A 23,894-nucleotide genomic window follows, 5' to 3' on the forward strand; every position below is an offset into this window, starting at 1 on the left:
ACCCGCCGCTCAATTTAAAGCATTTCAACAATAGCGATTCCACCGATAATGGAGATTAAAGCGGCAAGTGTACTTAATAACACGGTGCCTGCGGAGGTTTCAGTATAAGCTTGATTACTGATTGCTAAGGCGGGAACCGCAGTGGCGGTGGGTAATACGCCAATGATAAAGGCGGCTTTTAGGAGGTCATCTTGTAAACCTACTGCAAGACCTGTTGCCAAAATCAACGCGGCTTGAACAAAATTTTTAATAAAAACGTTAAATATAATTTCTTTGCTAATAGTTAACTTAATACCGGATAGCAATAAACCAAGGAAAAATAAAGCAACACCTCCTGCCGTTTTACCAAGCTCATTGACTGAATTCTGTAAGATTTCAGGTAACTTAACACCAAAAATAGCGAGCAAGGCGCCTAAAATAGGAAGGAATACTAAAGGTTGGGCAATAGCTTTACCGATTGATTTAATCACGCTATGCCCTTGTTGCGAGCCACTGATCATCAGCAAAGTAAATGGAATAATAATCACCGTATAAATAAGGTTTCCTAGCACCATAGCAATTAAACCTGATGAACCGACAGTAGCTAGTAAGACTGGTGGTCCACAATAAGCCATATCCGGAAAAGAAACAGATAGCGCTTGCATTGCTGCATCTTTTTTATTGTGTCGGAAGATAAACTTACCGAAAATGAAACCAATAATGTATGTAGCGATTAAACCGACGGCCAATGCTAACAAATAATCAATATTTAAGAGTACAGAGGGTGGTGCTTGTGCGGCGGCTAAAAATAATGCAAATGGTAAGGCTATTTTGACAACAAAGTCAGCGAATGCTTGTGAATATTCTCTTTTAATAAAACCGTATTTACCTGATAACCAACCAACAGCTAACCCTAAAACGATAGGACCAAGGGCGGCTAGAATAATGTGGAGTAGCATTATATTTTCCTTAAACTATTCGTCAGATTTTGATGTGTCAATAATTAGTTATGAGCCTGTTCATACTAAAGCGGTATCGAATATCTCTCATATTACTGTGGTTTAAATAAACTCATTTCACGTTGGAAGTGGTAGATATTTAACCTCCATCAATAGATAAACTTATAATTGATGGAAATCATAATTGATAAAATAATAAATAACTACCATAGTTTAAAGATGGTGTTTTTCTGTATGAATATTTGAAGCATGGAAGCATGATATAAATATCATAATTAGACTAATTTTGTTATTTAGAGCAACTCTAATTATAATTAGAGGAACTAAAAATAAATAGGTAAGTGTTAATTTAATATGTCAAATCATCATTAAATGATGATTAAGGATTTTCTTAGTTACTAAAACTTTCAATGGGGGTATTAGTAACTGAGATTGAAAGGGTAGGAAGCGTATTTTTTCAACTAAATACGTAGTATAAGGGTTATTTTGTAACAGTTTATTACATTGAGTTGGCAAGATAATCAATGCTATCTACACTAGCGGTAATCACAAAACCCTATTCTAGCTGTATTTTAGATTGTGAAATTTATTTTGAGGAAACCTATTTGTGGATACTTGGATACTAGTAGGAGTCGTATTAGTATGTTTGCTTGTGTTAGCACCAATATTGGCTATCATAGCAATCAGCCGAACGGGCCGTATGCAGTACCAAATTTCTGAATTAAACCAGAAAGTTTTCTCTCTAGAAACTCGTTTAGGCCAATATCAGCAATCGAATGTTACGCCTTCGAAAAATGTTGCCAGTTCGTCTGATGACCAACAAGGCATTTTTGGGGTAACAGATGAGCTAGAACAGGCAGTTACAAACGTACCAATCCAATCTAGTCCAGTAAGTGAGCCTGAACCATCATTTAAACCCTTATCCGGCGATACTGCATATCAGCAATCTGAAAAAGCAGCTGATTCTACAAACCAAACCATTCCAGTGCCGGCATATACGCAATCAGCAATTGTAGGCTCTCAAGCACGTAGCGGGGTGGACCCAAATCGGTTTAATAAAGCGACTAAACCAAATCGTTTTAATGATCAGGAAGTAGATACATCTACTCAGGGTCAATTTAATCAAAAAACGACGGGAAATAATGAGTCTATATTTGGGCATTTCTTTAGTTGGTTACTAAAAGGGAACCCAGTTGCCAAAATAGGGATACTATTATTATTCCTAGGGGTCGCGTATTTATTAAATTACAGTGTGCAAAATGAGATTATTTCCCCCCAAATACGCTTAATTTTTAGCGCGGTAGGTTGTTTAGTTTTATTAGGAATTGGCTGGCGATTACGTAATAAGAAACCATTATTTGGGCTTATCCTTCAAGGTGGAGGGGTAGGCTGTTTATATATCACCATTTTTGCTGCCTTTAAGTTATATACCATGTTGCCTTATAGCATGGCATTTGTGTTTATGTTGTTGATTTGTGCAGCGAGTATTGCCTTAGCATTATTACAACGTACGATTAGCTTGGCTATTCTTGCTTCTCTTGGTGGTTATTTGGCTCCTGTTTTACTTTCGACGGGAGGGGGTAGCCATGTAATTTTGTTTTCTTATTACCTAATGTTGTCGATTGGGATTTTAATTATTAGTGTATGGCAAGCTTGGCGCCCTCTGAATTTAGTTGGTATGGTGATGACCTATGGTGTCGCTATTTTATGGGGTTTGAGCAATTACCAATCTGATTATTACATCTCCTGTCAATTATTTATCATTGCTAATTTAGTAGTATTTAATGCGTTAACACAATTATTTTCACTCCGCTTTGAGCACGATAAGCAATTAATTGTTGATAATACATTGTTGTTTGTACCGCCATTAATCAGTATTGCCCTTCAATTCTTTATTGCGGATGATGTAGGTTTATTGCCTGCATTTATTTCTCTGTTAATTGGTTTATTGTACTTGGTTGCTGGGTTGCAGGTACATAAGCGCTATAAAGAGGTCGGTAAGAATATGGTTTTAGCAAATATTCTTATTGGTGCAGGTTTTGTAACACTGGCTATCCCATTGGCATTGACACTTGAATGGACATCAATTGTTTGGTCATTAGAAGGGTTATTACTACTCTGGCTTGGTTTACAACAGGGGCAGAAAAAAATGGCTACGGTTGGTTCATTATTAATTGTAATCAGTGCGATTACGTTACTAATGGACTACCCTTACGTATATTGGAGCCGAAGCAGTACTTATATGGTGCCATTATTATTGGTAGCTTGTTTTGGTGCTGGTGGGTTATTTCATATTCGCCGCAAAGAAAACAGTAACTTTGCCCTATTTAGTTATGGTTTTTTATTTTTAGGTTTGCTTACATGGCTCTGCTGGTTACCACTATTTACTGATATTTTATCGTGGAGTCGGGAGTCTGAAGGCTTTATAATATTAGTGTTAGTGGTGATCTCCGTCTGGTTATGGCGTCTATATGCTATTCGAATTAACTGGATACCTTTGTTATTTTGCCAATCAATTTTATGGGTTGCTGGTTACTATTACCTTGGTTTAGATTTCTTATATGATAAAAACCCAATGGGGCGCGGGGAAAACTCATTAATATGGGCGGTGATACTCGGTAGCTCAATTTTGTTTGTTATTCATGCGTATAAACTTCGTAATCAATGGATGCAATGGACCCTCCATGGCGCTAACTTGTGGTTAATCCTTGTATTTATTTTGACCCAAGTAAATTGGTTTGTCTCTATTTTACCTTGGGGTATGCATGAGATGGGCTATTTTATTTATGTGATGGCGATAACCTTAACTATCTTAGCCCTGTATTGGTTACAGCAAAATAAAATGCCACCAATGAAACGTAATGGGTTAATGTATTGGTATTGGATGCTTCCTGTTGCTATCGGGTTAATTATATTATCTGCTTACGCTAATTTAGAAGATGGCAAATTAACATTCTGGAATTATATTCCATTAATTAATCCATTAGATGAGGCGGGCTTATTCAGTATTGCTGCCCTTATTCTGATGCAAAAAGGTTTTGTGCAAAAAATACGTAAGGCTACAGAGGTAGATTATTGGATAATCCGAGGTTTATTGGTCTCAATTATTCTATTATCAGCATTTTGGTTTAACGGTATTTTAATTCGCGCAGTAGCTGATTTTGCTGGGCTAAGTTGGAATTATGCGGTGCTTTATGATTCTCGTTTGATTCAAACTGTTTTATCCATTAGCTGGGCGCTTGCTGCATTGCTTTGCATTGTTATTGCAGCGATGAAAAAAAGTCGTATCTGGTGGTTTATGGGGGCCAGTATTTTCGCATGTGTTATCGCTAAATTATTCTTAGTGGATATTCATGGACAAGGGGGGATATCTCGCGCTATCTCCTTTATCGGTGTTGCATTATTGATATTAATTGTTGGGTATTTTTCACCATTACCGCCAAAGGATATAAAAGAGAAAGTCGAACAGGAGACGCAATCATGAGACAAATAAAAAGTAAAAGGCTAGGAGGGCTATTTGCTGTCTTCTTGTTGTCATCATTGTTTTCTAGCTACCTTAATGCAGGAACACCGAAAGAAAATACGCCTTATAGTTTTTACCAAGGGATGGAAATTGATATTCCAGATACATCAGAGCCATTTTATTGGTTAGAAGTTCCTACAAGTGCTTATATAAATTCAGCATATCCAAATACATTGCAAGATGTTCGGGTATTTAATGGTACGGGGGATGAAATACCTTCTGTACTTTTTTATGATGCTGAAAAGTCTATTTCTAGCAATAAAGTTTCATTTGTTCCTCAGCGCTTAGTGACTCAACTGGATAATGTAAATTCTCGTGAGGACATCCGTAGAGAAAAGCAGCATCTGCTTGTTGAGACGGTACCAGGTAAAGTCGATCGTATTGAATTACCAAATATACAACTAAAAGATAATGCTGCTTATCATGCTTATTTATTAACACGAGATCAAAGCCAAGCCCAAAATACGCCAGTTCAAAAATTAACATTGGAGTGGGCAAAAACGGAGGAAGAGTGGCAAGGAAAAGTCTTTGTTTTTGCAAGTGATGATAAAGAAAAATGGTTAAATATCGCAACTAATCAACCTATCATGAATTTGAAATTAAATTCAGAAACAATTGCGAGTAATAATATTGAGTTGTTAAATGGCAATTCTAAAGCGCTAAGCGCGCCATATCTAATGGCCGTTATTGTCAGTGCGCCAGATGTAACGCTGCCTGAGTTAGTGAAGGTCAAGGCGCTATCTAACACACTGAACTCAACTCGCCGACAAGAAATATTCAATTTTGAAATGACAAATGATGGGGTTTCAAAAGACCATATTATATATCAATTACCCACGACCCAACCATTAGGTGAATTGCAAATTCATTTACAGCAATCAAATCGAGTTATTCCATTAAAGGTTGAATATTCATCAGATAAAGGGGATGTTTGGAAACCATTAGCTAATCTTGTTGCTTATAACCAAACAATAGATGGGGAACTAGTCAGTAACCCAAGCATCAATCTTTATGGGGAAATGGTTAATAAAGTTAGAGTATCTGCACTTAAAGGTAGTTGGGAAGATCAGCCGCCGCGGCTTATCGGTAAGCGTGATGGGTATAATCTTATCGTTAATTTACAAGGCGCTGCACCTTACTTGCTAGTGTGGGGGAATAAGCAAGCAGAGTTTGATAAATTAACATATAACCAACTAGTTGGGCAGGCTTATAGTGTTGACGAGTTAATGTCGCATTATCCCCAGTTATATCCTAATAATGAAGTGATTGAGCTCGGTGGTGCTGAAAGGTTAACCGTAGCCAAACAAGTCGATGATACCTCTAATTGGATAACAGTTTCGTTATGGGTCTTATTATTTTTAGGGATACTCGCGTTATTGTACTTCTGCTGGTACCTTTTAAAAGAAGTGAATTCGACAAATAAAACCAATAATGATGAACTCTAAATAGTTTTTTGTTCACTAACTTAAAGGGGGAGCTTTTGCTCCCTTTTTGCTAATAAAATTTAAATAAAATAAACCTGACATCCCTTTACCTTATCATGAGAACAATTACTTAAAATCTGTATTCGTTGACAAGCATTTGCGCTAAAACTGTGGTTAAAGGGAGGATGAATTATGAAAAAATCATTACTAACACGTCTATTTGTTGCAATCATTTTTTTTACGGGGACTTCAATATTCGCTCAGGCAGCAGATAACACAGTATTAACGGAGTTAGCATTACATAAGACAACGGCTTATGAATACAGTGTGTTAAATATCACTCCAAACGAAGCTGATATTGAGTCAGAACGTGAAACTAAAGAGTTAGATAGTGCCCAGTTGCGTAGCATCACGAATGATAAACGATTTACTGGACGGCAGTTTGAAATATAAGTTAAATAAGTATCTATGATGTTTTTAAAGATAACTAATCACTAAAATCCGTATTGATAACGAAAAAAAACAATCTCAATCAGTATGAGGATAAAACATGTACAAGGGTTTATGTTTATGTGGTGCTGTAACAATCAGCGTGTCTAAGTCTGTTGATCAAATTAGTGTTTGTCATTGTGGTATGTGTCAAAAATGGAACGGGGGCCCGGGTTTCAGCATTGATGGGGGAAGTAATTTAACTATCGAAGGAAAGGAGGCAATAACGGTATTCGCTTCATCGTCTTGGGGAGAAAGAGCATTTTGTAAACATTGCGGTACCCATCTTTTTTATCACTTAATTTCCCCATCCACTTATTATGTGTCCGCAGCTTTATTCGAAGAAAGTAAAAATGCGCAAATGAGTATGCAGATTTATATTGAAAGTAAGCCAAAGTATTATAATTTCGTTGAAAAAACCCCTATGCTTACAGAGCAAGACATCATAAAACTAATGGGAGGGGTATCGGATTAAGTTGCACAGCTTATGGATTAAACTATATGCTATAAACAACAGGGCAAAAAGCCTCATTTCGTATTTTGTTTTCTATTTCTTTTGTTAAATTTAATTTGTATGTTATGCGTGTGCATTAAATTTGATTTATAATTAAGGGCATGGGCTCGCCTCGGCAAGTTAGTTTAAATATTGCTCATTAGTCGTCGGGCATTGCATTATTGAAATCATCCGCAGGTTGTTTTGAGGGAAAATAAATGAACAGTATGAAAGGAATGCGTCACGCTAGCAATATCGCGTGGGTACTGCAGTGGATATTAAACCTTGGTTTGATAGCATTAGCCGCGGTGCTTGTTTTCTTTTTAGCAAAAGAAACCGTTACGATGGCTTCATTGATGTTTGGAAGTACCAATGGGGCAACAGCGTATGAATTATTAGAAGGCATTGTCATATATTTTCTGTATTTTGAGTTTATTGCCTTAATAATCAAGTATTTTATGTCAGGTTATCACTTCCCACTAAGGTATTTTATCTATATCGGTATAACGGCAATCATTCGCCTTATCATTGTCGATCATAGTGACCCAATGACAACTTTATTGCATGCTGGTGCAATTCTGGTTCTTGTCATTGCCCTTTTTATTGCAAACACTGAAAAACTAAAACGAGAGTAATATTAATTAAGCTAATTTATCCATAGGCAAAAAAGAGTAGATTCGATTTCTTTTTTGTCTATAGATGATTCTGGTGGATACTTAAGCAATATATATTGGATGTCATACTATAAATTAATAAAATTTAAGATACGGTAAATTAGCTAAAAACTAATAAACTTAAATGTTATTAATGAAATTGAATTTATCTGGTTTATCCTATAAAAACTAATAACGAAAGTGTTTTACTTTTGAATATAGGTTATTTACTGTTATAAAGTCCCAATTCTAATAACATAAGTAACTTGTAAATATGACAACTAATACACTCTCTAAGAAAAAAGGGTTTTTAAACCGTGTCGAACGGATCGGTAATGTTATGCCAGATGTTACCATGCTGTTCGTTTATGCCCTTATTATATGTTGGTTTTTATCTTATCTACTTTCATTTGTAGATTTCAATTATTACCACCCAATATCAAAAGATAAAATCTCTATTGTTAATATGTTTCAGTATGAGGAAATAATACTATTTATTACAGCGGCAGTTAAAAACTTCATTAATTTCCCTCCGCTTGGTATAACAATTGTTGCCACACTAGGTATTGGCATTGCAGAAAGTAGTGGGTTTATTAATACGGCATTGAAAAAAATGCTATCGTTTATTTCCCCAAGAATGTTGACTCCAACCGTGGTCTTTGTGGGTATTGTTTCTCACATTGCCTCTGATTCTGCTTATGTCATTCTAATGCCAGTTGCTGCTATGATGTTCTATGCCAGTGGACGTCATCCATTAGCTGGTATTGCAGCAGCCTTTGCGGGGTTAGCTGGTGGATTTACTGCAAGTTATACGCCTTCTATTATTGACCCAATTATGCAGAGTTTTACGCAGGATGCCGCACAAATGTTGGCCCCCGGTTATAGCGTTAATGTGCTATGTAACTATTTTTTTAGTTTGGGTGGAACATTTGGTGTTATTTTCACCTGTTGGTTTATTACTGAAAAAATTGTTGAGCCTTGGTTAAATAAAAATTGCCCGATTACTTCAAGCGATGTTGATACTGACTCTGAGAAAAAATTAGGGATGATTACCGCAGTTGAACATCGTGCTTTTCGTATTTCAGGGTTAGTTCTGATTGCTTTAGGTATTGGCTTATTTGCGTTGTTATGGCCAGATTCTTCTCCATTACGTGGCCCTGATGGCAGTTTAACCAGCCCGAAAGCCCCGATTATGCAAATCGTTGTGCCATTGTTATTCATTTTCTTTGCGTTACCAGGGATTGTTTATGGGTATATGACGAAATCTTTTACATCAACAAGAGATGTCGTTAAGGCAATGGAAAACATTACTAAATCATTGATCCCATTTATTGTTTTTGCTTTTTTTGCCGCTCAATTCCTATATTCATTTCAGCATTCTAATTTAGGTACATTATTAGCACTATCAGGTGCTGAATTATTGCGGACATTAGATATGCCTTCTGGCATGACTGTTTTTGGTGTTATTTTGTTGACCGCGATATTAAATATCATGATCACATCAGCGACATCTAAATGGGCAATTATGGCGCCAGTATTAGTACCAATGCTTATGGCAGTAGGAATTTCGCCAGAATTAACTCAAGCTGCGTTCCGTGTGAGTGATTCAGCGATGAACGTAAGCACACCGATGTTCCCTTTCTATCCTTTGATACTGATGTATTGCCAGAAATACTATAAAAATGCAGGGATAGGGACGTTGTGCTCTATGATGATCCCATTTACCATCGGGTTATTAATTATTCTGACGAGTACGTTATATCTTTTCTGGGCATTCGATATCCCAATCGGTTTTGACAGTGGTTATACATGGCACCCTGCACAATAAGCGGGCTTAATACCCGACATACTTGATATGTCGGGTAGATATAAAAAAGTTAAGGAATATAAAATGAATGAGTTAGGTAAACAATTAGAGCAGCGTTTTTATCGCTACCTCGCAATTGAAAGCCAAAGTGATGCAGCAAGTACTATTGTACCAAGTACAGAAGGGCAGCGTGAATTAGCTAAACTGTTAGCGGAAGAACTTGAAAGTTACGGCTTAAAAGATATTTATATTGATGAGCACGCCATATTATATGCGATGCGACCAGGCAATAAGCCTACTGCGCCAAAAATCGGCTTCGTCACCCATTTAGATACCGTTGATGTTGGCTTATCACCCGTGATTAAACCACAGACATTAAAATATGAGGGGAAAGACTTATGTTTAAATGCCAATGAAAATATCTGGTTCAAAACGGCAGAGCATCCTGAAGCGGCACCTTATGTAGGTGAAAATATTATTTTCAGTGATGGAACCAGTGTACTTGGTGCAGATAACAAAGCAGCGATTACCGTTGTGATGGAATTAATGAATAAACTGCAACATGCTGATTTTGATTGCGGGGATATTTATGTCGCGTTTGTACCTGATGAAGAAATCGGTTTACGTGGTTCGAAAATCATGGATTTATCCCGTTTTCAGGTAGATTTTGCTTACACTATTGATTGTTGTGCATTAGGTGAAGTTGTTTTTGAAACCTTTAATGCGGCCTCTATTGAGGTATCAATTAAAGGTATTACTGCGCATCCTATGTCAGCTAAGAATGTATTATTAAACCCTATTCGTGTTGCGCATGATTTTATTGGCTGTTTTGATCGTTTTGATACACCGGAACATACGGAACAGCGCGAAGGGTATTTCTATGTGACAGATTTAGTAGCAAACCCCGATAACGCAAAAATCAAAATGGCTATTCGTGATTTTGATCGCAATAGCTACGAAGCGCGTAAGCGTTTTATTGAACAAAGTATTGAGTTGATCCGAGCCCGTCACCCTAAAGCTAAAATTGAATTTAGAATTGATGATGTTTATAGCAATATAAGTGATTCTCTAGGGGATGACCGTACTGCTATCGATTTGATTTTTGATGCACTGAAAATTCAAGGTGTTGAAGCAAATGTAATCCCTATGCGTGGAGGGACTGATGGCTCTGCTTTATCGGCTCGAGGCATCTTAACACCAAACTATTTCACAGGGGCACTCAATTTCCACTCCTGTTTTGAATTTTTACCTGTGAGTTCTTTTGAGAAGAGTTATTTGGTATCAGAGACTATTTGCCGTTTAGTTGGGCAAAAATAGTTTAGTATTGATATTATGCGTAAAAGGCCATGTTATAAAGTGGCCTTTTTTATTGAATAGTTAATATTATTTACTTGGTGAATACTTTGTAGTTATAGTTTTTTTAACTTTAAAATAAGATAAATGAAAAAGAATATATGACTTTGTAACTATTTAATTTATTATTCTAACTGTTATCTCTAAATAAACACAGGGGGAGTAATTGATTAATATTATAATCATTGATGATAATAATATTACTATTCGCGGTTTTGAAGCTATATTTTCTCGGCATTCACGTTACAAAACTATCGCTTCATTTCCATCTATTCAGCAAGTGATTACATGGAATCGAAACCAAAAAGCGAATATTATTTTAATCAGTAGTGTTAAATTACAATATGATTCATTGAAAACATTACAAACACTTCGACGAACTCAACCAGATGTTGGGATAATTATTTATAATGTAAGAAATAATTATGCCTTTTTTTTAAAAGCATTAGATATAGGTATTTTTGGTTTGTTGAGTGTTCATGTCACAGAAGAAGACCTGATAGAGGCGATACGGGTGGTTAATGTAAAGCGCCGAATTATTTCTCCAGATATAGCCCAAGACCTTGCTCTGCACCGGTTAGATTATAGTCACCAGAAAGATTTATGTGATTTATTATCGGGACGTGAACTCGAAATCATGTTGATGATCACCAAAGGTATGCCGATTAAGGTCGTGGCGGAGGCTCTATCTCTAAGCCCAAAAACAGTAAATACTTATCGATATAGAATGTTTAGTAAACTTAATATCGGTAGTGATGTAGAATTAACACATATAGCTATTGGTTATGGTTTAATTACAGCAAAACAGGGTTTATCCGAGTGGCAGAACAGTTCGAGTCAAAAGCGTTCTTAAAAACAGTAACGAATCAACCGGGTGTTTATCGAATGTATGACACTGGGGGCACTGTTATCTATGTTGGTAAAGCGAAAGATCTTAAAAAACGCTTATCAAGCTACTTCCGTGAAAATGTGGGCAGCCGTAAAACAGAGCAGCTCGTTAAGCATATTGCTTCTATTGATGTCACTGTGACCCATACTGAAACGGAAGCATTACTCCTTGAACATAACTATATTAAATTATACCAACCTCGTTATAACGTATTGTTACGAGACGATAAATCATATCCTTATCTTTTTTTAAGCAAAGAAGCCCACCCGCGTATTTCAATGCATCGAGGCGCTAAACATGCGAAAGGGGAGTATTTTGGCCCCTTCCCAAGTTCTTACGCGGTTAGGGAAACATTAGCCTTAATGCAGAAACTGTTCCCTATTCGCCAATGTGAGGACAGTGTTTATAAAAACCGCTCAAGGCCGTGTTTGCAATATCAAATTGGTCGCTGCTTAGGCCCTTGTGTAAAAGGGTTAGTGTCTGATGAAGATTATCAGCAACAAGTTGATTATGTACGCCTATTTTTAACGGGTAAAGATAAACAAGTTCTAGCTGGGTTAGTTGAACGAATGGAACAAGCCAGCCAAGCATTGCGTTTTGAAGAGGCTGCTCGTTTTCGAGATCAAATTCAAGCGGTGCGCGCAGTGACGGAAGAGCAATATGTTTCTGGTGATAGTGATGACCTCGATGTCATCGGCGTTTCTTTTGAATCGGGTTTGGCTTGTGTCCATGTTCTTTTTATCCGCCAAGGTAAAGTGCTTGGCAGCCGAAGCTATTTTCCTAAAGTGCCAACAGATACTCAACTTGAAGAGGTCGTCCAAACATTTTTAGGGCAATTTTATCTACAAGGCAGCGAAAATCGAACCTTGCCAGGTGAAATTCTGCTTGATTTCGCATTAACAGAAAAAGACCTATTAGCACAATCATTGTCTGAACTAGCAGGGCGAAAAATTAATATTCAAAGCCAACCACGTGGAGCAAGAGCGCGTTATTTGAAATTAGCACGTACGAATGCATCAATAGCGCTTTCTACACGGTTAGCTCAACACTCAACAATACAGCAACGTCTGGATTCACTTGGGAAAGTTGTTAACTTAACGTCGATCAACCGAATGGAATGTTTTGATATCTCTCATACCATGGGGGAGCAAACGGTCGCTTCTTGCGTTGTGTTTGATAAAACAGGGCCAGTGAAATCAGAATATCGGCGTTATAATATTACTGGGATCACGCCTGGGGATGATTATGCCGCAATGCATCAAGTGTTGACCCGTCGGTATGGTAAACATATTGATGAAAGTAAAGTACCGGATATCATTTTTATTGATGGCGGAAAGGGGCAACTTGGGCAAGCCAAAGATGTTTTTGCTTCACTTGAGGTGGATTGGGATAAAAACCACCCGTTATTAATCGGGGTGGCTAAAGGTACCGACCGTAAAGCAGGGCTGGAAACATTATTTTTAAAACCGGAAGGGGAAGGGTTTGTATTACCTCCGGATTCGCCAGCATTACATGTGATCCAACATATTCGTGATGAGTCACATAATCATGCAATTACAGGGCATCGCCAGCGACGGGCAAAAGTAAAGAATACCAGTGCACTAGAATCGATTGAAGGTGTTGGGCCGAAACGCCGACAGATGTTATTAAAATATATGGGTGGCTTGCAGCCATTACGTAATGCAAGTATAGAAGAAATCGCAAAAGTGCCCTCGATCTCATACGCACTAGCAGAAAAGATCTATAATGCATTGAAACAGTGAGTGTCTTAGGGCAACATATTCATAATATCCAACTTGGTCAAAAAGTTAGTGAGCGTGATGAAATTAAACATACCAACGTGGCTGACATTATTTCGCGTCATCCTAATACCATTCTTTGTATTAGCTTTTTATCTCCCTGTCAGTTGGGGGCCTTTCGCATGCGCGCTTATTTTTGTCATCGCGGCGGTTACTGACTGGTTTGATGGCTTTTTAGCAAGGCTATGGAAGCAAACCACCAAGTTTGGTGCGTTTTTAGACCCTGTCGCTGATAAGGTTATGGTTGCTACGGCATTAGTATTAGTCACGGAAAGCTATGATGTCTGGTATGTGACTTTACCTGCAGCAACGATGATAGCTCGTGAAATTATCATCTCTTCTTTACGCGAATGGATGGCTGAAATTGGTAAACGTAGCAGTGTGGCTGTTTCTTGGATTGGTAAATTTAAGACGACAGCACAAATGATGTCACTAGTGGGGCTATTGTGGCGTCCAACGCCATTAATTGAAAACCTTTCAATTGCATTAATGTACATCGCGGCTATCTTAACATTTTGGTCAATGTTCCAATATTTAAAGGCTGCTTGGGCTGATTTGAGCGAAGCGTGATCGAAATGATTGAAAAAACAGCGAACGATCCAATTATTTCAATAATTGTATTGACTCGAAAGGTGAAATCAGTAGAATGCATCGCATCGAACGGCAACATGGTTTACCAAAATAAATAAGTAAATCAGCCAGTTTGAAAAGCATAAGCTGAAAAGTAAAGCTTTAAGCGGGAATAGCTCAGTTGGTAGAGCACGACCTTGCCAAGGTCGGGGTCGCGAGTTCGAGTCTCGTTTCCCGCTCCAAATTTCGCAAGAAATTAGGATAAGGCGCGTTAGCAAAGCGGTTATGCACCGGATTGCAAATCCGTGTAGCTCGGTTCGACTCCGGGACGCGCCTCCAAATTTAGCCCAGGTGGTGAAATCGGTAGACACAAGGGATTTAAAATCCCTCGGCCTTTAGGCTGTGCGGGTTCAAGTCCCGCCCTGGGCACCATCTTGAAGTAAGCAAGCCTCAATGGTGTGTTTTATTTTAAGTTATAACTGGTCAATATATATTGTCTACCACAGTATATTGATTAATGGGTAAATGAGTAATTTACCTAGATGTTGTAAGAAAGACAATTTGGCCCAGGTGGTGAAATCGGTAGACACAAGGGATTTAAAATCCCTCGGCCTTTAGGCTGTGCGGGTTCAAGTCCCGCCCTGGGCACCATCTAAACTTAATTGAGGTTACTCTTTAAGTTTAACATTTAACCACCTTGAGGTGGTTTTTTTGTATCTAAATTTTGGCTTAACAAAGTTAGTGTTACGTGATGCTTTAACTGCCCAGCCATTTTTCGCTTCCCACTCATATATCACCCACCAAAAGAAAGCACATGGGTATGCCATGTAAATTAACACTAAATTGGTGTAAAAAACCGTAAGTCAGACCGTTCCGCCAGTGTTTTATGTCAGTATTCTAACTTTAAAAGAGGACCTGACTATGTCTAACATGAAAACAGAAGTTGTCGTTGTACGGTTAACTAAACACGAACGAGCGCTATTAGATACGGTGAAAACAAAGCCGCTATTAGCTGACTGGTTGAAAGAAATTGCAATGGCTGAGGCAAAACAACGAAAAAACAAAGAAGCATAAAGTTGTAAATTACCTTTATTATGCGAGGTTATTTTATTTGATAAAAGGAAGGTTACCTTTTGATTAATCGACTACTTTTGTTAGTATCCAATGAGATAATTTAATTAGGATGCTACAAGCAATGATAAAGGGAATTTTGATTTCTATTTTGGTTGTATTAACCTCTGGTTGCATGAAAAATAAACAGAGTGCCCCTTATGGTTTTCAGTGGGGGCTACAACCAAGTGATTTAAAAAAATTGCGGTTAAAAGAAACCCAGTGCACTGGGTTTCAAGAAGGCGGGGCGCTATGCTCTGTTGTAGGTTCTCCTGAATTTCATAATAAACCCTTTCTATTAATATTTTCACGGGAAAATAATACATTGATGTTAATTTCAGCACAGGGAAATGCTAGTCGTGACCAGATGGTGATCCTTAATGAATATGATGAAATTAACCAGAGAATGTTTGAATCATATGGCTTGCCAAAACAAACCATTGAACGTTATAAGCGAGACGTGTTTTTCTTAGATAAAATCTCAGATGATGAAACGACACCATTTAAGCGAGTATATGAACAAGGTGATATGCGAATTATGGTCGGGATTGTGAGTAACTCCCATTTCAGAAAGATACAAGACAAAAAGGACATTATTTATTCAGTTATGGTTATTCATAGTTTAATTCCAAATAAGCCGCAATAGGCGGCTTCTAAGCAAGTACGCAATTTCTTAGATTTATTTGCTTTTGCGTTTTTTAATCAGCTCGCTCATATCTTTCTGCCTTTGAATAAGTGACTCAATCTCCGCGTGGTAGATATCAGTGAAATGACATTCTAAAGAAATTGCTTCCCCATCGAAGACTTCAACATAGCTACCATCTTGTTTAATTCCCCAGTAATGGTTGCCGTCCCCAATGATTTTTAATAATGGTAAGACATCAGTAACCTCATAAATTTCCCTTAGACTGTTATAAGCAGTTTTAATACTTGCCCACTCAGGTAGTTCTTCAGTTTCGATGCCTAAAATGACTAAACCACGATGAAATGTCCACGCAGGGCCAACATCAAACAGCTTTGCTTCTGGCCAAGCGTCTTCTTGAGCTAAGACACATAGCCCATTAGTACGTTGCGAAAAGCGCAAAAAATCTTCGGGTAGCGTAATGCCTGTTACATTCTCTAAATCACGAATTGCTTCCTCAGTCGGTGAATGTGCCGCAACGACGTGAAAATCTTTTTTATTTATTTGCTGCAGAGTTTCCCAAATCAGTTCATGAAATTGTTCTGGGGGCATAGTGAAATACTCCTTAATCTGATGGGTATATAAAGTGCGTTATTTTCCGGATTTTTTACATAAATTGCGATCGTTTTCCAACTAAGAAAAGTCTTGTAGATGAAAATATCATTAGGTGATGGACTAATGATAAATATTTTATTAAGTAGACTGAGAAAATATAATGAAAAAAGCCGTATTACTTACATTATTTGTCATGTTGATACCCTTATCGTCACAAGCGGGTTCTAGTTATTATGGTTGTGAGAAAAAACTGATAAAATTAGAGAAAGAGTTTCGTAGTGCTGTATCTCATGGTAATAAACATAAAATTTATAAAATAAAGAAAAAAATCCATAAGCTGGGTGATAAATGTTATGACAGTTATTCAGGAGCAACAAGGGGATATGATTATTATCCTAGAGGAAAAGCCAGTGAGCTTGAGAGAGAACTGGATTCACTGAGGCGTGTTCTTGAAGCTTTGAACGACTTAAAATAGACACATTATTGGCAAAATGAGAAATAAACTGGTCTGTTCACTATGTTTATGCTCACTCTGTCTTAAGTAAATGGATAATATCAGGTATATTAGAACCTGATTGTTAGCTACCAAGAAAAAATTATTATGATTATCAAACCTAAAATTCGTGGTTTTATCTGTACTACAGCTCATCCAGCAGGCTGTGAAGCCAATGTACGTGAGCAAATAGCCTACGTGAAATCACGCGGCGAGCTGAAAAATGGCCCTAAAAAAGTTCTAGTTATTGGGGCATCCACCGGTTATGGTCTAGCATCTCGTATCAATGCTGCATTTGGCAGCGGTGCGGCTACTATCGGCGTTTTTTTTGAAAAACCAGGCAGTGAAAGTAAGACAGGCTCTGCAGGTTGGTATAACTCAGCCGGTTTTGATAAAGCAGCAAAAGAAGAGGGGCTATATGCAAAAAGCATCAATGGTGATGCCTTCTCGAATGAATGCCGTCAAACCGTCATTGATTTAATCAAACAAGATTTAGGCCAAATTGACCTTGTTGTTTATTCACTTGCATCACCCGTTCGTAAAATGCCAGAGACAGGTGAAGTGGTACGTTCTGCGTTAAAACCTATCGGTGAACCGTATAAATCAGTTGCGTTGGATACCAACAAAGATGTGCTGATTGAAGCCGTTGTTGAACCTGCAAATGAACAAGAAATTGCTGATACCGTTAAGGTGATGGGCGGGCAAGACTGGGAACTGTGGATGAACGCATTAGATGAAGCCGGTGTTCTGGCAGACAATGCACAGTCTGTGGCTTATTCTTATATCGGTACAGATTTGACTTGGCCAATATACTGGCATGGGACGTTAGGTAAAGCTAAAGAAGATTTAGACCGCGCTGCGTATGCAATCAACCAAAAATTGCAAGCGAAGGGTGGGGCTGCGTACGTCGCAGTATTAAAATCTGTCGTTACTCAAGCGTCTTCAGCTATTCCTGTGATGCCTCTTTATATCTCAATTGTATTTAAGATCATGAAAGAGCAGGGGATACATGAAGGCTGCATCGAACAAATCCAACGTTTATTTGCAACTAAATTGTTTACAGGCACGTCACCTGAAACAGATGAAAAGCACCGTTTGCGCTTAGATGATTGGGAGCTGCGTGATGATGTACAAAGTACATGTCGCGAAATTTGGCAGCAGCTTAATGATAATAACATCAATGAATTAACAGATTACCAAGGGTATAAAGCTGAATTTTTACGCTTATTTGGTTTCGGCTTAGATGGTGTTGATTATGATGCTGATTTAAGCGGTGAAGTTAACTTTGAAGTAAAAGAACTCATTTAATTGCTTTAATATCATAAAAGCTGTGATTAAAACCCGCATTTATCAATGCGGGTTTTATATTATCTATTAATCTATTTTACTTTTCACATATTGGATGAATTGTTGGCTGGCTTGTTCTGATGCGAAACTACGAGCGGGGATAATAATTGCGTAGATTCTATCCAAGTACAGATATAATAAATCACCATCGGTTCTAATAAATTGTACAGCGCTCCATTTTATTAAAGAAGTTCCATGGATACTTTTCTCATGTATACCTTCTTCATCAATACAATATTCTCGTTCAGTAAATAAAAAACCATTATCATCAGGAATTGCTTTATTTAGGACCTGAACAAGACGTAATGCAAAAGTGATAAACAGCAGTACTGCTAGTAAAAATGAAGTGAATATAATTGGTAAGGTCGCATTAAAATACCGAAAAGTGAAAACACAGGCAACGACAAAAATCATGACTAAAACTAAAAAAGGTAAATTATTGGTTTTATCTTTAGTGAAATAATGGTTTTTATGGCTGTAACGACTGAATTTCATATAATCTGCACGATTAAGTATTACAGAAATTGGATCTATCATAATCAGGTTTTTAGGTTGTTTTATAGAGTGGTTATAGTGAGGATAGTAACGATAATTGTGGGTGGTGTAAATCTGATCGCTTATATAAAATAAACAATCAGATTAGTTTCTTCAAAAAATAAGCTAAGTGATTATTGTTCTATAAAAACTTCGCCATTTCGAATGACGGCTCTGCCAGTGACTGTACCGTTTTCATCAAATTCTGTTACCGTACCTACGAGTACACCATTATTAAATGTACCTGTAATATTAGGTTTATTGCTTGCGGTATCATGGAAAATTGTAAATGGACCTGATAATTTACCTTTGTTTACCGTCATCTCAAGATCAATACGCCCATTCTTATGATAATTACGTACAGTTCCGTTGACTAAACAATCTTTAAGTTGAATGTCAGATTCTGGATTCCCATTTTCATAATAGGTTTTGATGTATTTGTCGAAACATCCTTTTTTTATCCATGTTTTGAATTCTGGTTTACCATTATCATATTCCATTCCAAATGGCCCATCCGAAATACCTTTTGGTGCTTTTGTGGACGGAAATTCAATATTTTTAAGTTCATCTAAGGATGAAAATTTGGATTCTGATTTTGAGGAAGTAGCGAGTTGGCACCCTGAGATAAATAAAACTAGAGAACATAATACAACTGATTTAAAACGATTTAGCATTAACATATAAACCCTATTATTTGCTGTGAAAAAATAATTGATTCAAATAACTATATGACTATAGCCTTTTTATAACGGCGTGTTGTGAGAATTATCTTAATTTATTCATTTTTAGTTATAAGCCCAGCATTTGTTTTTATCGTTTATTTGAACATTTTTAAATAACTGATTTTAGTCAGGACGATTATAAGGTAATTTAATGAAGTTAAGTGATTTTGTAAAAAAGGGAGTCATGGATGTTAGTTGTTGAAATGTTAAGTACCGGCGATGAAGTTTTACATGGGCAAATAATCGATACAAATGCGGCTTGGTTGGCGGATTATTTCTTTCAGCAAGGGCTTCCTTTATCTAGCAGAACGACAGTTGGGGATGATTTAGAGAGTTTAATCTCTACTTTTCTTGAACGCAGCTTACATGCAGACATTCTGATTGTTAATGGAGGGCTCGGCCCAACAAGCGATGATTTAAGTGCATTAGCAGCGGCTAAAGCTGTGGGAGTTCCTCTGGTAGAACACTCACAGTGGGTTACGGTTATGGAAAACTATTTTATTGCGAGAGGGCGAGTCATGCCTGAAACGAATCGCAAGCAGGCATTATTACCTGAAAATGCAGAATTAATTGATAACCCCGTTGGAACTGCTTGTGGTTTTTCATTAAAACTAAATGATTGTGTGCTTTTTTTCACGCCTGGGGTTCCTTCAGAATTTAAGGTCATGATTACTGAACAAATCTTACCTCAAATACGTGAGAAATTTACATTACCGGAACCGCCAGTTTGTTTGCGTTTAACTAGTTTTGGGCGTAGCGAAAGTAGTTTGGCAAAACAGTTTGATAGTATCTCTTTACCGGATGATTGTGTGCTTGGATATCGTTCTTCAATGCCAATTATTGAATTAAAACTGACAGGGCCTGCATCACGACGCCAACAAATGGAGAAATGCTGGCATACGATTAAACAAGGTGTTGGCGATAATATGATTTTTGAGGGGACGGAAGGTTTTGCTCAGAAAATTGCTAAACAATTACAAGATAGGGGGCTCCAAATAGCGCTGAGTGAACAATTTAGCGCAGGTTTATTAAATTGGACATTAAATGCGGCTAATATCTTAGTGCATCATGGTCAAGTTATTGTTCCGCAGTCGGAACAAAGCTTAATAAGCCTATTGCAACAAGCCAAAGATAATGCAGCTCAACAATCCGTACAGATTGGGCTCGCAATTGGTGATTATCATGACCAATACTTAAATGTAGCGCTATCAACACCAACAGGAAGCTATGCACAGCGGATACACTACTTACCTAATAATCATAGCCAAAAAGAAAAACAAGAAGTGAGCGTCATGTTAATGTTAGATATGCTGTCGCGCTGGTTAAATGCTCGAGAAGTTATTGGTTATTATGAGTGGTTAGTTCAAGTTGAGACTTTGGTTCTGGATAATGAGCTAAATGATGACGTTAAATCTTAATGGTTATATTCCAATGCTAGAAGAGGTTCCAATCCAATCGGAATTTCAGGAAATAATTACTGAAACAGTGGAGCAACTCGCTTGGCTATTCAAAACGAAATTACATAGTGTTTATGTATATGGAAGCGTTGCGAGGGGAAGCGCAACGCCTCAGCAATCGGATCTCGACCTTTGTGTCATTTTATTGCAACCAGCGACTGTACAAGAGAATGCTGGGCTAACTGAAATGCAACTACAATTAGTCACTCAGTACAGCAACGTTAGTAAAATAGATTTTGATATAGGTTTATACTCTGAAGTTATTGATAAAGATAATTTATATAGCTGGGGGTATTGGATAAAGCACCAATGCCGTTGTATTTGCGGGGCGGATTTGTCTACCCAATTTAATCCTTTTATGCCTTCACGGCAGATTGCTGAAGCGGTGAATGGTGATTTTGTTGAGGTGCTAAATGGCTATATACAGAAAATAAAAAATTGCAATAATTTCGATGAATTAAAGTTATTACAAAGAGCGGCTGCAAGGAAATTAATACGTTCAACAGATGTATTAAGGTTAGATACTGATCGGGATTGGCCAAGTAGTTTAAAGGATTATATGCAAAAATTTACGGGTAGATACCCTGAGCAAAAAAGTCGATTAGATTATTTTTTTACTCAGAGTTTACATCCTTCAGCTGATGCTAACCAATTTATAGATAATTTAATAGCCTTTATTAATTGGTTAGATCATGAAAGAAATATAGCGGGTTAAGCTTATTATTTTTCTGATTGTATTGATTCAATTATGTAATTGAAGCTTGAAATGCCTTTTCTACAGGCTTTCTCTTTTAAAACTGATGGTGTTTTATCGATTGCACCTTTTAGGCTTGTTAGCTGGCTTGCATAAGTTTCAGCGCCAATTATGTCAGGGTTGTTGTTTAAATATTCTACTGTACTGTCAACTTTTTGGTAGAAATACCCACATGGGTTGTCAGTGATTTCTATGGTGCTCAGTTCTTTTAGTGAATCAGGTAAGAGTTGTTGTGAGTTTTGCTTAACCAGCTCAATATATTCCCCTGATTTTATCTGTTCAACCATGGTATTAATTTTACTTTTTATGTTGAAAAACATCATAATAGTAGTAATTAAAGCAATAGCTAAAATAACATTTATAGTAATACTGACCCCGAGTAGATACTTTTTCATTAAATCCCTTAAGTAAAAAGATAAAGTTTTATTTGTATTGATTATAAGTTAACTAGGTTTATTTTAAATATATTTAGGATAAATGATTAAACGTAAGCTAACTTGGCTGGAGCCGCATTTTATTATTTTTGATAAGGGTTTTATCGTACTGTGAGAACAGAAACTTTAGAGTTTTGAATAACCATTGAGGCGGTCGACCCCAAGAAATAAGTGGACATACTTGGTCGACGTGAGCCGATAACAATTAAATCTGCATTAATTTCTTCTGCAACTCGTAAGATTTCATCCCTTGGGGTACCCATCAGAACTTGTGCACTATATTTATCAGCGGGAATTTTAAATTCTTTAATAATCTCTGCTAGTTTTTTGGTTACGCTCTCTTGTTCGCTATCGGCTTTTTCTGCAAAACCAAAACCCATTGTTGTATAAAAGGGAATGGTAGGGATAACCGCTAAAAAATGAACTTGCGATTTTTCATACTCAGATAGGTGCTGAATATGAGGCATGACTAAATGAGCTAAGCTTTTTTCTGTAATATCAATGGGGACTAAGATTTTAGTGTACATTTTTTCTCCAGCTATCATCTTGTGAACATGCAACCATTAAGCTTTATTTTTACAAAAATAGGGCGGTAAACCGATAAAATAGACATAGCTAATTATAGAATAAAATATGCCTCTAAAACTAAGGTTAGCATGTTAATTAGGCAAATACTTTGATGAAGTATTCAATCTCAATAACTTACTCAATACGCAATCAAAAATTTTAATGCGGTTTGTGCTATTGACCGTTATCGCTCTTTTATCGGTTAATTCAATGTTATATGATCCGTATATGGTTTGTATCTATTTTGTATTGTGAGGGTATTTTGGGGATTGTTAAAATTTCAGATGAATTACATGATTATTTACGTCATGCAAGCCAAGTAATGTCTCGTTCAATTAACTCACAGGCAGAGTTTTGGATCAAAGTTGGTATGCAAGCTGAATTAAATCCGCATAAAACATTTACTATGCTAATCAGCGAAATGCTAGAAAAAGAGTCTATTGAATCAAAAGGAAAAGTTCATGAATAACATTAAAATTAAAACAGCAGATGAAATTGAACTCATGCGTGAGTCAGGAAGGCTCTTAGCTAGCGTATTTAAGATGCTCGATTCTATTATGGTTCCGGGTATTTCGACGATGGAAATTAACGACAAAGTTGAGAGTTACATTGTTAATGAATTGCAGGCACGTCCTGCAAGTAAAGGGCAATATGGTTACCAGTATGTTTTGAATACTTCATTGAATGAAGTTGTTTGCCACGGCGTTCCTAAAACAGATGAAATAGTAAAAGCAAAAGATATTATTAATGTTGATATCACATTAGAAAAAAATGGCTTTATTGCTGATTCTAGCAAAATGTATGTTATGCCAGAAGCCTCCCCTTTAGCACGTAAGCTAGTTAAAGATACTTATGCTGCGATGTGGGAAGGAATTAAACAAGTTAAACCAGGTGCCACATTGGGTGATATTGGTTCAGCAATCCAACATTATGCGGAGTCTCATGGGTATAGTGTCGTTAGGGAATATTGCGGACATGGGATTGGGCGTGAAATGCATGAAGATCCACAAGTGCTGCATTATGGTGTACGCGGTAAAGGAATTGAATTAAAAGAAGGCATGACATTTACGATAGAACCGATGATTAACCAAGGTGGAATGAAAATTAAAACCAAAAAAGATGGTTGGACGGTAGTGACTCGAGACAAAAAATTATCAGCGCAATCAGAGCATACAGTATTAGTGACTAAAGACGGTTATGAAGTGCTGACATTACGAGATGAAGAAAAATAGTCCCTTATAAATTATTAGATAAAACTAAAATACCAGTTTGTGATCAGTAATCGATGGCAAACTGGCTGA

The 23,894-nt window shown here is 37.2% G+C and carries 24 protein-coding genes and 4 tRNA genes; 22 read left to right on the forward strand and 6 right to left on the reverse strand.

Annotated features, from left to right (window positions below):
• Positions 1–14 precede the first annotated feature (14 nt).
• Positions 15–938: an AEC family transporter gene (locus P3L56_RS08225; protein ID WP_042844172.1), complete on the reverse strand. Its 924-nt coding sequence runs from the start codon at positions 936–938 to the stop codon at positions 15–17.
• A 607-nt stretch (positions 939–1,545) separates the two neighbouring features.
• Between P3L56_RS08225 and P3L56_RS08230 the strand changes: the two genes are divergently transcribed.
• The 16 genes from P3L56_RS08230 (at position 1,546) to P3L56_RS08305 (ending at position 15,694) form a co-directional block, all read left to right on the forward strand.
• Entirely contained in the window at positions 1,546–4,422 is a 2,877-nt protein-coding gene (locus P3L56_RS08230) for a DUF2339 domain-containing protein (protein WP_210831906.1), read from the forward strand.
• Positions 4,419–5,906 carry a DUF3999 family protein gene (locus P3L56_RS08235; RefSeq protein ID WP_210831907.1) on the forward strand — a complete coding sequence of 496 codons (1,488 nt, stop codon included), beginning with the start codon at positions 4,419–4,421 and terminating at the stop codon, positions 5,904–5,906. Before P3L56_RS08230 ends, P3L56_RS08235 begins: the two co-directional genes overlap by 4 nt.
• A gap of 171 nt (positions 5,907–6,077) precedes the next feature.
• On the forward strand, positions 6,078–6,338 hold the full coding sequence (locus tag P3L56_RS08240) for a hypothetical protein (RefSeq protein ID WP_272686012.1): 261 nt from the start codon (positions 6,078–6,080) through the stop codon (positions 6,336–6,338).
• Positions 6,339–6,435: 97 nt separating this feature from the next.
• Entirely contained in the window at positions 6,436–6,849 is a 414-nt protein-coding gene (locus P3L56_RS08245; RefSeq protein WP_042844168.1) for a GFA family protein, read from the forward strand.
• A gap of 245 nt (positions 6,850–7,094) precedes the next feature.
• A complete protein-coding gene (gene psiE / locus P3L56_RS08250) occupies positions 7,095–7,502 on the forward strand; it encodes a phosphate-starvation-inducible protein PsiE (protein ID WP_370661220.1) in 408 nt (135 codons plus the stop codon).
• A 292-nt stretch (positions 7,503–7,794) separates the two neighbouring features.
• A complete protein-coding gene (locus P3L56_RS08255; protein ID WP_042844166.1) occupies positions 7,795–9,348 on the forward strand; it encodes an AbgT family transporter in 1,554 nt (517 codons plus the stop codon).
• A gap of 63 nt (positions 9,349–9,411) precedes the next feature.
• Entirely contained in the window at positions 9,412–10,644 is a 1,233-nt protein-coding gene (pepT, locus tag P3L56_RS08260; protein WP_042844165.1) for a peptidase T, read from the forward strand.
• A 202-nt stretch (positions 10,645–10,846) separates the two neighbouring features.
• Positions 10,847–11,533: a LuxR C-terminal-related transcriptional regulator gene (locus P3L56_RS08265; RefSeq protein WP_042844164.1), complete on the forward strand. Its 687-nt coding sequence runs from the start codon at positions 10,847–10,849 to the stop codon at positions 11,531–11,533.
• Positions 11,500–13,332, forward strand: coding sequence for an excinuclease ABC subunit UvrC (uvrC, locus tag P3L56_RS08270; protein WP_042844163.1), 1,833 nt, complete (start codon positions 11,500–11,502; stop codon positions 13,330–13,332). The genes P3L56_RS08265 and uvrC overlap by 34 nt, the downstream gene beginning before the upstream one ends.
• Before the next feature lie 57 nt (positions 13,333–13,389).
• Positions 13,390–13,938: a CDP-diacylglycerol--glycerol-3-phosphate 3-phosphatidyltransferase gene (gene pgsA / locus P3L56_RS08275; RefSeq protein ID WP_042844162.1), complete on the forward strand. Its 549-nt coding sequence runs from the start codon at positions 13,390–13,392 to the stop codon at positions 13,936–13,938.
• 166 nt (positions 13,939–14,104) lie between these two features.
• Positions 14,105–14,180: transfer RNA gene (locus P3L56_RS08280), tRNA-Gly, on the forward strand.
• Positions 14,181–14,203: 23 nt separating this feature from the next.
• Positions 14,204–14,277: transfer RNA gene (locus tag P3L56_RS08285), tRNA-Cys, on the forward strand.
• A gap of 6 nt (positions 14,278–14,283) precedes the next feature.
• Positions 14,284–14,370: transfer RNA gene (locus P3L56_RS08290), tRNA-Leu, on the forward strand.
• A gap of 132 nt (positions 14,371–14,502) precedes the next feature.
• Positions 14,503–14,589 (forward strand) — tRNA-Leu (locus tag P3L56_RS08295).
• 270 nt (positions 14,590–14,859) lie between these two features.
• A complete protein-coding gene (locus tag P3L56_RS08300; RefSeq protein WP_042844161.1) occupies positions 14,860–15,012 on the forward strand; it encodes a hypothetical protein in 153 nt (50 codons plus the stop codon).
• A gap of 121 nt (positions 15,013–15,133) precedes the next feature.
• Entirely contained in the window at positions 15,134–15,694 is a 561-nt protein-coding gene (locus P3L56_RS08305) for a hypothetical protein (RefSeq protein WP_210831933.1), read from the forward strand.
• A 33-nt stretch (positions 15,695–15,727) separates the two neighbouring features.
• On the opposite strand, the gene P3L56_RS08310 is transcribed toward P3L56_RS08305, so the two are convergent.
• The gene (locus tag P3L56_RS08310; RefSeq protein ID WP_210831934.1) at positions 15,728–16,282 is read right to left on the reverse strand and encodes an SMI1/KNR4 family protein; all 555 of its coding nucleotides are present in this window, start codon (positions 16,280–16,282) and stop codon (positions 15,728–15,730) included.
• 163 nt (positions 16,283–16,445) lie between these two features.
• Here P3L56_RS08310 and P3L56_RS08315 point away from each other — a divergent pair, with 163 nt between their 5' ends.
• Positions 16,446–16,760, forward strand: a complete 315-nt coding sequence (locus P3L56_RS08315; RefSeq protein WP_210855741.1) for a DUF1090 family protein — start codon at positions 16,446–16,448, stop codon at positions 16,758–16,760.
• A 126-nt stretch (positions 16,761–16,886) separates the two neighbouring features.
• On the forward strand, positions 16,887–18,086 hold the full coding sequence (gene fabV, locus P3L56_RS08320) for an enoyl-ACP reductase FabV (RefSeq protein WP_042844155.1): 1,200 nt from the start codon (positions 16,887–16,889) through the stop codon (positions 18,084–18,086).
• A 66-nt stretch (positions 18,087–18,152) separates the two neighbouring features.
• Here the strand turns inward: fabV and P3L56_RS08325 are convergent, their stop codons facing one another.
• On the reverse strand, positions 18,153–18,620 hold the full coding sequence (locus tag P3L56_RS08325; RefSeq protein ID WP_164975490.1) for a YcxB family protein: 468 nt from the start codon (positions 18,618–18,620) through the stop codon (positions 18,153–18,155).
• 173 nt (positions 18,621–18,793) lie between these two features.
• Positions 18,794–19,333: a toxin-antitoxin system YwqK family antitoxin gene (locus tag P3L56_RS08330; RefSeq protein WP_247605662.1), complete on the reverse strand. Its 540-nt coding sequence runs from the start codon at positions 19,331–19,333 to the stop codon at positions 18,794–18,796.
• A gap of 236 nt (positions 19,334–19,569) precedes the next feature.
• Between P3L56_RS08330 and P3L56_RS08335 the strand changes: the two genes are divergently transcribed.
• Together P3L56_RS08335 and P3L56_RS08340 are read left to right on the forward strand one after the other, a co-directional pair.
• The gene (locus P3L56_RS08335; protein WP_166685375.1) at positions 19,570–20,799 is read left to right on the forward strand and encodes a nicotinamide mononucleotide deamidase-related protein YfaY; all 1,230 of its coding nucleotides are present in this window, start codon (positions 19,570–19,572) and stop codon (positions 20,797–20,799) included.
• Positions 20,780–21,553 (forward strand): nucleotidyltransferase domain-containing protein, encoded by a 774-nt coding sequence (locus tag P3L56_RS08340; RefSeq protein ID WP_071548001.1) that lies wholly within the window; start codon positions 20,780–20,782, stop codon positions 21,551–21,553. The genes P3L56_RS08335 and P3L56_RS08340 overlap by 20 nt, the downstream gene beginning before the upstream one ends.
• A gap of 5 nt (positions 21,554–21,558) precedes the next feature.
• On the opposite strand, the gene P3L56_RS08345 is transcribed toward P3L56_RS08340, so the two are convergent.
• Both P3L56_RS08345 and P3L56_RS08350 read right to left on the reverse strand, forming a co-directional pair.
• A complete protein-coding gene (locus P3L56_RS08345) occupies positions 21,559–21,987 on the reverse strand; it encodes a hypothetical protein (protein ID WP_048606946.1) in 429 nt (142 codons plus the stop codon).
• Between the two features lie 140 nt (positions 21,988–22,127).
• On the reverse strand, positions 22,128–22,553 hold the full coding sequence (locus P3L56_RS08350) for a universal stress protein (protein WP_042844149.1): 426 nt from the start codon (positions 22,551–22,553) through the stop codon (positions 22,128–22,130).
• 302 nt (positions 22,554–22,855) lie between these two features.
• Here P3L56_RS08350 and P3L56_RS08355 point away from each other — a divergent pair, with 302 nt between their 5' ends.
• Together P3L56_RS08355 and map are read left to right on the forward strand one after the other, a co-directional pair.
• Positions 22,856–23,062, forward strand: a complete 207-nt coding sequence (locus P3L56_RS08355; RefSeq protein ID WP_048606948.1) for a ParD-like family protein — start codon at positions 22,856–22,858, stop codon at positions 23,060–23,062.
• Positions 23,055–23,825, forward strand: coding sequence for a type I methionyl aminopeptidase (map, locus tag P3L56_RS08360; protein ID WP_042844148.1), 771 nt, complete (start codon positions 23,055–23,057; stop codon positions 23,823–23,825). The genes P3L56_RS08355 and map overlap by 8 nt, the downstream gene beginning before the upstream one ends.
• The last annotated feature ends 69 nt before the right edge of the window (positions 23,826–23,894 follow it).

Source organism: Providencia sp. PROV024, assembly GCF_032709665.1.
Lineage (GTDB): Bacteria > Pseudomonadota > Gammaproteobacteria > Enterobacterales > Enterobacteriaceae > Providencia > Providencia huashanensis.